Below are 12,273 nucleotides of genomic sequence, written 5' to 3' on the forward strand. Positions count from 1 at the left end.
ACGAATCCTACTTCTTTTTGTGGGCACGAGGAACGTTATGACGCCTGATGGGCGAAGTTCCCGCGTGAGTTGGCAAAATCTTGGATTTTACGCCATCGTTTGCCGTTGTAGTGTTCGTGACGTGGGCTTCACCCACGGATTCGCATTGACCGGTAAATAGGTGGTGGTTCATTGCCATACTATTCAAGATACTAAAGAATTTTTATTTGTCAACTTTCATAGTGAAATTTTGGAGAACACCTTAAAAACTAACGAACGTTAACTAAATTAATGCTGACGATTGTTAATTACCAAGTGCATCAAAGCGCACCTGAAACATACGGAATAAAAGGAAAATTAAAATGGACCAGAATCAGAAATTTTGTCAAAGCTGCGGCATGCCTTTGACCGCAGAAGTGATGGGCACGAATGCCGACGGAAGCAAGAACGAAGATTTCTGTGTGTACTGCTACAAGGACGGCGCTTTCGTACAGGATTGCACCATGGAAGAAATGGTGGAACATTGCTCCCAGTTCGTAGATGAAGTGAACAAGCACATGCCCAAGCCCATGACCAAGGAAGAATACAAGCAGATGATGATGGACTACTTCCCCATGCTGAAGCGCTGGAAGAAGTAAGAGAGGCCGCGCAACCTTTATAGGTTCTGCTGCAGCTTGGGGATCATTTCATCTGCCCATTCCTCGAAGGTGTCGTCGGCGATGTGAGCCTTGGCCTGCTGCATCAGCTTGATGTAGAAACGCAGATTATGAATTACAGAAAGAGTCCATCCCAGGGGCTCTTTTGCTTTATGCAGGTGACGCATGTAGCCGCGGCTGTAATTGCGGCAGCAGTAGCAGTCGCAGTTGGGGTCCAGCGGGGTGTCGAAATCGTGGGCGAACTTCTGATTCTTGTAGCGGAGAACGCCCTGGCTTGTATAGACCAGGCCGTCCTGGGCGTTTTTATTGGGCAGGATGCAGTCGCACATATCTACCCCACGGCGGATCAGTTCCAGCAGGTTCCAGGGCGTGCCCACCCCCATCACGTAGCGGGCGCGGTCTTCTGGCAGCAGGTTTGTGCAGAAGTCTGCAATTTCGTACATGGTTTCCACTGGCTCCCCCACAGAAAGCCCGCCCATGGCGTAACCATCGGGACCGATTTCCTTAAGGGCCTCGATGGACTTCTGTCGCAGTTCCTTGTGCATGCCGCCCTGTACAATCCCAAAGAAATACTGCGGGTAGCCGTGAATGGGCGGATTCGCTTCCAGCCATTCCTTGGCCTCGCGGGTCCACTTCAGCGTCAGACGCAGCGATTCGTCGGCCTCTTCCAACGTGCTGGGGTACGGCGTGCATTCGTCAAAAGCCATGATGATATCCGCACCGATTTCCCGCTGTGCCTGCATGACGCTTGCCGGCGTGAACATGTGCATGGAACCATCCAGCAGGCTCTTGAATCGGACGCCCTCTTCCGTAATCTTGCGGAACTGCTTGAGACTCCAAACCTGGAATCCGCCGCTGTCCGTAAGCATGGGGCCGTTAAAGTTCATGAACTTCTGAACGCCGCCAGCCTCCGCCACGGTCTTTGTTCCCGGACGCAGGTACAGGTGGTAAGTGTTGGCCAGGATGATTTCCGCCTCCAGCTCCTTGATATCGCGGCTGGTAATCCCCTTGACCGTGGCGTTGGTGCCCACCGGCATAAAGATCGGCGTAGTCACATCGCCATGTGCCGTGTGAATCACCCCAAGGCGTGCCTTGGACTTTTTGGACGTCTTCTTCAGTTCAAAGGGATTGGAATTCATTGAGGAGAAAGGTAGAAAAATCTACCCGAACGATTCTTTGATATAGCTCGTCATCTCTTGTAATATACCTACCTTATTTTCAAATCCTTTTGGAAACATTATGTAGGTAATGACATTTATGGAATCAATTTTTATTACAGGTAGTGGTTCCATATCACACACATCTTGACCGAATTGAAGATACCAGTTCCTATAAAACAAACGTTCACGCGCTTTTTCTCGTTGGTCACTGGAATCAAGAACCATGAATAAGACTATTCTCTGGTTATTAGTAAAAAATTCATGTAGGATTAATAGGATTGTATTTCTAGTCTTATTATCTGAATCTGTTATGAAATAATATTCGAATTCTTCGGATTGCCAGTTATAATGGTTTAACGAGCTTAACTTCGGGATCATTGAAACCCCTCAGTGAACCGTTTTCCTTGAGGTACATGGACACAGTCTTTTTGTCCCGCAAGATCTTGCGGAAAGCTTCTTTTGCCGACATCTGTGTATTGTTTGTTTTTTCCATTAACGACCCTCGCTTCTAAATATAACAAAAAACCTCCAAAAAAAAGATCGCCCCTGCGTAAGGTTTCCCTAGACAGGTAAGCGATCTAATTAAATATTTTTTATAAAATATAAATCTAATTCTTCATGGACAAGTCTATGCGGCTTCGTTATTGCATTTTGCAAACAACTGTTGACAAAATACACCAGATTATGATCAGATGTTTGGGATTGAATTTATCAAAATGATTGGGAACCTTTGCATCTACTTCACGTTGACTTTCTGCAGATGGTTTCCTTGGCGGATCAGGTAGATGCCGGGAGTTTTGATTTTTTCCAATTGCATTTTCCCAAAGTAGCGGCCTTGCAAGTCGAATACGGTTGCTTCGCCAGAGATCACCTTGAATGTTGCGACGTTCGTGATGATAGAAGCAGAGCCTTCGGAACTGCTAGATTCCGCGACGGAACTACTAGATGCAATAGAGCTGCTGGACTTGATGATTCCGAATTCATAAGCGCCCAGGTCCGGGGCCTCCCCCACAAAGAACTGACCAATGTCTTCGCCCTTGTCGATGGCGCGGCTGCCTTCCTTCAGCTTCAAGAAACCCACATCAGGAACACTACCATCAGGATTTCGCGGGCCCAAAATTCCAGGAATCTTGGAAAGGTCCTCGCCCGTTACCATCAAGCTGGGATCGTCGAGACTCATGAAGTCGTCTTCCGTCAAATCCAGTTTCAAGTTCCAGGTGTTGTTTTCGCCGGCAGGGCAATCCACATACACATCGTGAGTAGCATCCTTCATCCAGCAAGATCCAATCTGGGAATTCTTATTCGGGATGGCGATGTTGTTCTTCAGCACGTGGGCGTTGTCGCCAAACAAGGGCATCACATCTGCCGTGCGATTCAGATCCGCATCATAGGTAGTGGAGGCCATACCAAATGAACGGTCTCCATTTTTATAAGCGGTGTTGTTGATCCAAGTGCTACCAGCATTGGTATAATTGGAATAGAAACCGTTAGCTACGTTATTCCAGGCCACACAATTTTTAATGATATGATGACCGGCACCTGTGCGACTGTAACCCATCTTAAAGCCGTGGCCATTTACTCCCGGCGGCGTTGCGGTTCCATACTTGATATAACCATTGCCCATGGCATAGCTGTTTTCTACAATGACAGGGAATTCCTGCGCAAGAACATCGTAGCCATCGTCGCTGTTCCACCAGGAACGGCATCCCACAAATCTTGTAGTATCGCCATCGTGCTGATAATGTACGCCAAAGCCATCGGCATTTTCGCCATCGCCCTGCCAACCTGTGGGGTCGTAATTGTCGTGGGCGTCGCAGTTCAACACAAGATGGCCACCGCCTCCAGAGGCTCCGTCATGAATGAAAATTCCCGGACCAGCGTTATGATGGCTGTCGATTTGTTCCAGAATAATATGCTTACTGGCGTAAAGGAAAATTCCGGAATTGGAGTTGCACTTCATGGGGGTGTTGCGGACTTCGAAACCCTTCAAATGCAGGTATTTTGCCGCCACCACAATGGGAGACGTCGTCATGACGCTGTCGATGGTCCCCTTGTTCCTGCAGGCTTGACCGATAGGGAGATTCGTGCCGTCAAAAATCGGGCGCTCCCCAGGGTATGCGAAATAATAAATGCGCTTGTCGTCACTTTCGCCGCTGGCGGTCAAAAGAATGCCCGCCGTCATCTCGTAGCGCTTGTAGTAAACCGTGTCGTTCAGGTCGTAGACTCCCCCACGGATCCACACCGTATCGCCAGGCTGCACAACGGCGTTGGCCTTGTTGAGGGATGCAAAAGGCTTTTCCTTGGAACCGACGGCCCCATCGTTACCATCGACCGCGACATAATAAGTCGCGCCAAATGCCTGGGCTGCCAACAGGGCAAACCCTAACGAATAAAAGAACTTCTTGTCCATAAACACCTCTTGCATTCATTTATAGTAAATAAATGAAAAATCATCAACGGGGCAATTATGAATGCACTGCGTTCACAATTAGGTAAAGCGAATCATTTTGTCGACGCCAACAAAATGATCAAAATTCAAAGAATATTGACGGGTCGCATTCAAAAACCTTGCCAAGTTTCTCTGCCAGTGCAGCTTGAGACCAGCCGCGCATATCACGACTGGCGAAAATCATTTCACCGGGAGTTGATTCCGTGAAACGTTTTTTAAACAAGTCCGTATCTTCCCAGGAATCAGACTCATCGTCCTTAATTACAACATTTTCTGGCTTATACATATATAACCAACGCCTTATCAATAAACTTGTCCAAAGCCTCATGCATATACTTTCGGTCGCTTTGGGCGACAATCAATCCACGATATCCATTCCACAATGCATCACGACCTTGCCCATCTTTAATACATTCGACTTTAGCCGTTTCATAGCGCCAAAGGAATGCGATACACGGCTCTTCAACGCCTTCAACCTCAACAACACTTATTCCCATAGGCGGAACAATCCCCGCCTGAACAAGGCAAAGGTCTGTTCCAAATTTTTCCTCCAACATTCCGTGAAGGTACACGAACTGCAGCGAAAGATATTCCGGCAAGTCATACTGATCTGTAGCTGGTGCAATTTTCATTTTTCCTCCATAACTGACTACTATAGGTTTTGTTTTGCACAAATACTTAGTCCGATTCAATTGTGAACACACTGTATTCGCAATTAGGTAAAACGCATAAAAATACGACCTTATTTCTTTAATCTTTTCAATTGTTTTGCACTTTTCTCTGGTGTGGGCAGGTTTTCGGGCATAACTCCGCCAAGTTCCTTGATCGTTTGACGGACTTTTTGACCAACGGCAAAGTGCGTTTCGTTCGCGTTCTCCTTGCCCTTGATATTCTCGCGACGCAGCTTATCATCTGTTTGTGTGATGCGGAAAAGATTTGCTGCAAGTTCTGTAGCGCCCATGTGATCCAGAATCTGTTGACTTTTCTTCAGCCCTTTGCGCTTATGAATATCCTGCATGCTTAAACCATTGTACAAGCCTTGATAACCACGATTCTGAAATACGGCGTAGTCCACTGGAGTCTCGACTCCGGCAGCCTTTGCTGCGCTAGCCAGGAACTTATTGCGGATAGTAACTTCGTCACGAATCGCCAAGCGTTTCTCATCTTCAGACAACTGTTCAATGTTTTCTGCAATCTCCTGCTGACGAGTCTTTACCGCAAAATAGGTCTGCCCCAAGGCAATTACCTCTTTACGAGGGTCTCCGTTCATTACGATCAAATAACAAGCATAGCGAGAAAGCTTGACATCACTGATTTCACGTTGTGCACCTTTGGCGAGATTTATCATTTTGCCAACGCCGGCAAAATGATCTGCCACTTCAATTCCACTAGCTTCACACGCTACTTTCGCTCTATCAATAGATTCTTCGAAACGCCGCCATTGTGCGTATTCCAACGCTGTCTGCAATTCCCTCGCGTACCAGAATTCGATACCGTTTTCGTCTACATGCTTGATGCTTTCAAAAGTTTGCTGAGAATAAGTTGAGATTTCTTTTTTAGTCATATAGCCTCCATAAGCCATCCCTTTCGCAGGGAAAGCGACTTCAGATTTTAGTTGTTTTGAGAGATGTTCCCTACGTTGCGTAGAGATTGGAGGTTCTAGCGCTGCTGTTGGCGGAGGTATTCTCCGGCGTTACTTGGCGCGATTTCACCTTGCGGCGAACTTACGCTCTCGAGCAGGCTGCGTCTCCTGCCAGCTATCCAACAACATCAACCAGATGGTTAATGAACCTTGCCGCGAATGCACGTACGGGCTTTTGCAAGCCTATGTCGACTGTCTCAAGGATTGATGAATTACATGGATAGATATATGCAAAAGAGTAAAGAATGTCAATATAGTAACCATTTTGCCAACATCGGCAAAATGGTCTACTTACGCATTGCCTCCAGGAGCAGTTTTTCGTCGGGCAGGACCAATTTGAGTTTTTCAGGCATCGCCTTGTAGGTTGCAACGCCCATGGGCTGGTTATAATCCTGAAGCAAGTATTCCACAAAGGGCTTGTCGGCATTTTGACAAAGTATTATACCAATTACGGGATTCTCAGAAGGCTTGCGTTCATCATCATTCAACACACGCATATATGCGGCCAACTGGCCTAAATATGACGGCTTAAACTCGCCCGTCTTAAGTTCGACAACGACAAGGCTGCGCAATTCGCGATTGAAAAAGAGCAGGTCCACCCACATGTCGTGTTCAAATTTTTCGATATGAACCTGATGGCCCACATACGTAAAATCCTTGCCGAAGGTCAAAATGAAGTTCTTGACATTCTGGACAATGGCTTTTTCAACCACGCGTTCGTCAATATCTTGCGGGTTGCGCTCCCCCAATTCCTCCACATTGATAAAATCCAGGAGGTACTCGTCCTTGAACATCGAAATGGCCTTTTGCGTATGGAGCGTTTTCGGGAGTGTCAACGCGAAATTGTTGGACATCTGCCCTTGGTGATGAAACAGGTCTACCTTAAGGTATTCCCGCAGGGTGTACTTGTCCCAATGATTCAAAACGGCCTGGTGGATGTAAAACGCTCGTTCCTCTACAGAATCCGTTTTCTCTAAAATCTCCATATGATGTGAAAAACTGAGTGCAAGGAAATCGGAGAAGTTCAAAACTTCCGCCATTGGCGAACGATTTAAGTTTATTAGAGCGTGAATGGGTATAATTGGCGTTTTTATGTCAAATTCAGCCTTTTCCAATTCGCCCGCCATTGGCGGGCGATTTAAAAACTCTTCCCATTTCTCGTAAAATTGACGCATTTTCTTAATGCTTGTCGCTGAAAATCCCCTCAGTCCGGGTCTCAAGAATAGCAGACTTGATCTGCTGAACAATGTTATTGTAAATCGAACTGACCTTATCCATCTTGCCCTCCTCGCTAATGACTCCAAGTCAATTTGTGAGACTGCGTTTCACATTTTGGAAAAACAGCGCTGCCCACGCCAACAACCTTTTTTACCATAATAATCTCCTATGTCGTGATTCTGCAAAACCACAACGGCAAAGAACATCATTTTCCCCACGCCGGGAAGATGATCGATAGCATACTTTTGATTATGAAGATGTTCTAGTTTTGTTGTTGGCGGGGGCCTTCCCCGGCGTTACTTGCCAGCCTTTCGGCTTGGCTCGAGCAGGCTGCGTCTCCTGCCAGCTATCCAACAACATCAACCAGATGGTTAATGAACCTTGCCGCGAATGCACGTACGGGCTTTTGCAAGCCTATGTCGACTGTCTCAAGGATTGATGAATTACGAGATGAAATATATGCAAATATACGAGAAATTTCAAGTACTTTGATTGTCAAAAAATGATCCACTTACAAGATGCAAAAATAACTATATTACTTTACATGAATTTTGATGAACTTCATAAGCTCAGCATTAGGAACAGGGGCGTATTGTCCACAGCAACTCAATGCGGATGTTTCTATTGCAAACGATTATTCGCCCCGTCTGAAATCACAGAATGGACTGATGACGATGGCGAAAAAACTGCACTTTGCCCCTATTGTTCCATTGACAGCGTGATTCCCAATTTAGACAATACTCTTAACGCGGAATTACTTGAAACGATGAATCAAAAGTTTTTCTAAGACCATTTTGCCAACGTCGGCAAAATGGTTGTATGAGAAGCGTTTGTGGACGAAAGTTTCAACTGCAATTAATTGTGCAATATTAAATTGCACTAAAATTGGGAAAAATTTGCACTCTAAAAATTATCGTTTAAAATAATCTATCAATATTTCCTTGATATGATTGTAACGTCTCGCATAGGAATTTGGAATGCGAAGAAGTTCAAAATAATGGTCTTTGCAAATTCGTTCTTTTGCTTTGTCACATCTTATACGATTTTCATTGGTACGATGCTCTTCCCCATCTAACTCAATAGCGAGTAAAGGAACTTCTGAACGACCATCTTTTTCATAAAGAACAAAGTCAAAACTGCCTGTAAAGAAAATGCTTTCTCCACAGGTATTCTGTTGAAAAACTTGTGAGACAGGAACTTGTGTTTTTACAGAATAACGCTTATGGGGGTCAACAACGCTCAAAGCATGATTTATATTTTCAAAGAAGTCGTCTTCCATCTTTGTGCTATATGTTTTTAATCCCAAAGCTCTTGAATGAGAATGTTTTGGCGTAACTTTGTACTCGCCTTTTGTCTTGACATATTGCACAAGTTCATAAAGATCATCATTATCCTTGTGCAATCGCTCTATCGTCGGTGTGTTAGAGAAAAGAACCAGTTCTTCCTTAGCTCTAGACACCGCAACATTAATCAGTTCCTTATTATCAGCAAACCAATTATAAGTTCCTTGTGCAGTTCTCTGCGTCAATGCCAAAGAAAACAGGATAATATCCTTTTCATCGCCTTGGAACGTGTGAACCGTACCACAGGTTGCCGACACACCACGATTTTTTAAGGCTTCATCAATCATTTCCTTTTGAGCTACAAAAGGTGTAATAATTCCAATTGACTTTTCCGGATGATTGGCTACAAATTCAGCTATGGCATCCGCCTCATTTGCAGAAGTATTACGAGTAAATGGCATTTCATTCGCTGTTTCCTGGAATATCAAAGGAGGCAATTCCTTTTTTGCCGTCATTACTCGAAGTTTATTGTTGTAATACTTCTTGTTATTGAAACTGATAATTTCCTTTGCGGAACGATAGTGATGACTCAATAAAACTTCATCACTAATGGAATCGGCAGCCAAATATGACTTGTATATGGAATTCTTTTTATAGTCATACTCATCGGCTATTCCGTACTTTTTTATTAGTCGCTTGTTGTCCAAATCGTCTAATGTAATGACCGGATTTAATTGCTGAGGATCGCCTACAAGCATTAAACTTTCGCTACGTAAAATCGGTAACAAAGCCATAGCCATATCGCATTGACTTGCTTCATCCAAAATGGTCAAGTCAAAATGAACTTTTGCAGAACCCAACTTTTTAGCAGATTGATTCGTTGTTGCTATAACAGGAAAAACCTTCAATAAATTTTCCAAATTCGCATCTTCTTTTAAATAACGATTGAATTTAGCAACAGCATCGTCTGCATTTTCACATTCAAGAATTTTCCAAAGTTCCCTATATTTGGGTTCTTTCAAACGTTGAATACATTTTGCCGACTTAAAACGAATGAAGAACAGGAATTTTTCATAGTCATTAGGCAAATAGCTCAATGCTTTTTCCGTATTAACTTCACCGATATCTGCCAATTTTGATCTAATGCGAGTTAACTGCTTGCTCTGTAAATTTATGCCGATATCAAAAGCGGTATTTTTTTCCAGAAAATCATTTACAGCATCTTCTCGTTCAAGTAAATCAAGCTTATCTTCGTAAGTTTCAAGATATTCAGCTAGTTTTGACGTATTTTCGGTTTTCTCGTTTGAGAATATAGTCAATGCTTCGTCTTTTACTGTCCAATTTTTTGTACGTTCAAAGAGTCCCTTAATATATCCTATGGACTTCTTGACTTCTTCATTATTGCCAAGACGTAAAATTGGGAAAGGAACATCTTTTCCATCTACTGTAATTGATATCAGTTGTTTAAAAGCCCCATCTACCGGTTGATTATTCTGTGACGAAAATAAAACGGTACGATCATTGAAAAATGCGCTTATGATGGTATTGACAATGGTCCTTGTTTTTCCAGTTCCTGGTGGTCCCTGAATATAAGCCATCGGGTACTTAAGCGTTTTATGAATTGCCAACAACTGATCTAGATTAACATTATTATCTAGCAGCGCAATGGGATAGTTCTTACGTTTGCGAGATCTGCTTAAAAATTCGCCAAAGAACGCACGGAGTGGCGTAGTCACACTTCCTGACTGCAATGATAATGCTATTGAATCGTATTCGTTCGTCAAATCATTAGAAGTTGTTTCCAAGGCGACGATATGAGGCATGTCATCTAACAATTCACCACGGGAAAGTCGTCCATTCTTTATAATCAAATCCTTGATTTGTTTTTCATTTGCATCAAAGTTTTCAAGTAAAAGGAATTCATCTTCGTGCAAATAGCGGGAGATTCTAATGACTTCGGTTGCAACATCATTTCTCAGAACAAATCTTGTCAAAATCTTTGGTTCTGGAGACTTTCTCAGTGCTTTATTTTCGATATCAAACAACAATTCATTATAGGCCAACACATAAAGACCTTTATCGGTCTTAATGCTCAGCTTATTCAACCCAAGTTGTTCTAATGCAATAAATTCAGAATTTGACTTTTTTGATTGTTTCTTTTGGAAATAATCAATTAGAGAATCGCATTCTTCCTGAGTAAGCTTATAGCATCCCTTAACAAATTGAGATTCATCAAGATGTTCTAGCAACCGAAATTTCTTTTCTCGGTTATCACATGAAAGTTTTTGGCATTCCTGGAGATAATTCAGTATCTTGACATTGTGAACATTGCTAAAAATGCAGGCATATCGAGATGGATTCGCATTTAAATCATGCAACAAAGTCGTATTGCGAAGCGCAAATGTTCCCTCGATAATTTCAGCATATTGGATTCCATCAAAATAAAGATAACGCTGGCTACATTTGTGGGTCATTAAATGAAGACCCATTGTATCTAATCGAGCCCTCTCTACCCCGTCTTTATTCTTGATTTCGATATTGTTTATGCTAATCCAATAATGCGTCGTCTTTTTTTCGGCATTGACATACTCAATAGAGAGCCAACGGCCCTCATGAATTGCTCTGAATATGTTTCTTGCGACGCTCATAACAGGAATATATACTGAAAATACGGGAAAAAAGCTGTATAAAGACTCTTTTAAAGCGAAATCAACATGATTTCTTTATTTCTTTACAAAAATCCCCTTCTTCCTTCTGCATTTTCTCTGAAAATTTTTGAAAAGAAATAGTCTCATCATATTCCGGCACATGGAACGGAATTGCCTTGATTACAATAGCAGATGAATCTTTGGGTTGAATTAGCGTGTATGATTTATCCTTTACACTTGGTTCTCCAGAAGGATACAGTAAATATCCTTTCTTTGAAGAGAATCGTAGCAGATAAGACAATATCTGGAAAGAAGCGTCTCTGTCCAAGCCATCATCTAAACGGCGATATTTGGCGTCTAGAACGGCTTCAGCAGTCAATATTTTCCCCTGTTTAGAATCTGCGCCAAACAGGAAATCCGGATAAATGCAACGGTTCTTAGTTCCGTCATCAAGTTCAAATAGATGCTGTCGTCTAAAGCCCGTTCTGTTATTCGGATGGACAAGCTTTTCGCCAATTTCTGAATCTCGCATGATTACGTTGAGATATTCTTCCCAAAGGGCAGCTCCATCAAAAAGGATACCATTGATGGAATCCGAGTTGTTTTCGCCATAGCTTAGCTTTTGATGACGTAAAATGGCCAGGCAGAGCTTACGCAAGGGTTCGTATGCTGTGTAATAGGGATGCGTAACAGGACGAAGATTCTTGGCAATAACAGACATGCGATTATGTCTTGAATATGTCGGTGTCGCTGCAACGATTTCTGACACATCGTCACGATTCTTGCCGTCCGAACCATTCAGAACAGCATCACCCATGCTTAAGGAACGAATATGTTCGATAGTATGGCGAATCAACTGTGTTACGCAATTATCCGTTGTATATTCGCGTGTGTGATAGGCAATTTTGCCGTTGAAAGGAACATTCTTACGAATATGACGGGCTACATCTATGGGACCACGAACATTAGCGTCGTTATATTCCCTGGTCACATAGGCTCGGTAAACGCCTTGATTGATCGCCTTTCGCAAATAGGCCGGGAACAAGAAATAAATGAAATCGTAGAACGAATCCTCCCCCACGCTGGTGCGAGGAGTAAACGCCACATTGCATACTTTTTGAAGCATGTAATGCAAAAAATAATGAGGCATCATCAACATGTGTGGAAGCATTTAGGCAGCCTTGCTAGATGATTCTCTCGATTCCGATTCCCATTCGTAGGCTATCTTTACATCTACA

General features: G+C 43.3%; 12 protein-coding genes. 2 read left to right on the forward strand and 10 right to left on the reverse strand.

Going from position 1 to position 12,273, the window contains the following annotated elements; translation table 11 throughout:
• Positions 1-7: 7 nt before the first annotated feature.
• The gene (locus tag BGX12_RS15490; RefSeq protein WP_158278183.1) at positions 8-178 is read right to left on the reverse strand and encodes a hypothetical protein; all 171 of its coding nucleotides are present in this window, start codon (positions 176-178) and stop codon (positions 8-10) included.
• A 163-nt stretch (positions 179-341) separates the two neighbouring features.
• Here BGX12_RS15490 and BGX12_RS06290 point away from each other — a divergent pair, with 163 nt between their 5' ends.
• Positions 342-617 (forward strand): zinc ribbon domain-containing protein, encoded by a 276-nt coding sequence (locus BGX12_RS06290; protein ID WP_109735238.1) that lies wholly within the window; start codon positions 342-344, stop codon positions 615-617.
• A 17-nt stretch (positions 618-634) separates the two neighbouring features.
• Here BGX12_RS06290 and tgt read toward each other — a convergent pair whose 3' ends face one another.
• The 7 genes from tgt to BGX12_RS06325 form a co-directional block, all read right to left on the reverse strand.
• Complete coding sequence (gene tgt / locus BGX12_RS06295) at positions 635-1,774, reverse strand: tRNA guanosine(34) transglycosylase Tgt (protein WP_109735239.1); 1,140 nt, start codon at positions 1,772-1,774, stop codon at positions 635-637.
• 21 nt (positions 1,775-1,795) lie between these two features.
• Positions 1,796-2,173, reverse strand: a complete 378-nt coding sequence (locus BGX12_RS15760; protein ID WP_109735240.1) for a DUF6169 family protein — start codon at positions 2,171-2,173, stop codon at positions 1,796-1,798.
• Between the two features lie 358 nt (positions 2,174-2,531).
• On the reverse strand, positions 2,532-4,205 hold the full coding sequence (locus tag BGX12_RS06305; protein ID WP_109735241.1) for a right-handed parallel beta-helix repeat-containing protein: 1,674 nt from the start codon (positions 4,203-4,205) through the stop codon (positions 2,532-2,534).
• A gap of 118 nt (positions 4,206-4,323) precedes the next feature.
• Entirely contained in the window at positions 4,324-4,530 is a 207-nt protein-coding gene (locus BGX12_RS06310; protein WP_109735242.1) for a hypothetical protein, read from the reverse strand.
• Positions 4,523-4,876 (reverse strand): hypothetical protein, encoded by a 354-nt coding sequence (locus BGX12_RS06315; protein ID WP_109735243.1) that lies wholly within the window; start codon positions 4,874-4,876, stop codon positions 4,523-4,525. Before BGX12_RS06315 ends, BGX12_RS06310 begins: the two co-directional genes overlap by 8 nt.
• 110 nt (positions 4,877-4,986) lie before the next feature.
• Positions 4,987-5,808: a DNA damage-inducible protein D gene (gene dinD / locus BGX12_RS06320; RefSeq protein ID WP_109735249.1), complete on the reverse strand. Its 822-nt coding sequence runs from the start codon at positions 5,806-5,808 to the stop codon at positions 4,987-4,989.
• Positions 5,809-6,173: 365 nt separating this feature from the next.
• Complete coding sequence (locus tag BGX12_RS06325; protein WP_109735244.1) at positions 6,174-7,061, reverse strand: PDDEXK nuclease domain-containing protein; 888 nt, start codon at positions 7,059-7,061, stop codon at positions 6,174-6,176.
• A gap of 587 nt (positions 7,062-7,648) precedes the next feature.
• Here BGX12_RS06325 and BGX12_RS06330 point away from each other — a divergent pair.
• On the forward strand, positions 7,649-7,891 hold the full coding sequence (locus tag BGX12_RS06330) for a hypothetical protein (RefSeq protein ID WP_109735250.1): 243 nt from the start codon (positions 7,649-7,651) through the stop codon (positions 7,889-7,891).
• A 123-nt stretch (positions 7,892-8,014) separates the two neighbouring features.
• Here the strand turns inward: BGX12_RS06330 and BGX12_RS06335 are convergent, their stop codons facing one another.
• Both BGX12_RS06335 and BGX12_RS06340 read right to left on the reverse strand, forming a co-directional pair.
• Positions 8,015-11,035: an AAA domain-containing protein gene (locus BGX12_RS06335; RefSeq protein ID WP_109735245.1), complete on the reverse strand. Its 3,021-nt coding sequence runs from the start codon at positions 11,033-11,035 to the stop codon at positions 8,015-8,017.
• Between the two features lie 61 nt (positions 11,036-11,096).
• Complete coding sequence (locus BGX12_RS06340; protein WP_109735246.1) at positions 11,097-12,206, reverse strand: McrC family protein; 1,110 nt, start codon at positions 12,204-12,206, stop codon at positions 11,097-11,099.
• Positions 12,207-12,273 lie beyond the last annotated feature (67 nt).

This window comes from Fibrobacter sp. UWR4 (assembly GCF_003149045.1).
GTDB lineage: Bacteria > Fibrobacterota > Fibrobacteria > Fibrobacterales > Fibrobacteraceae > Fibrobacter.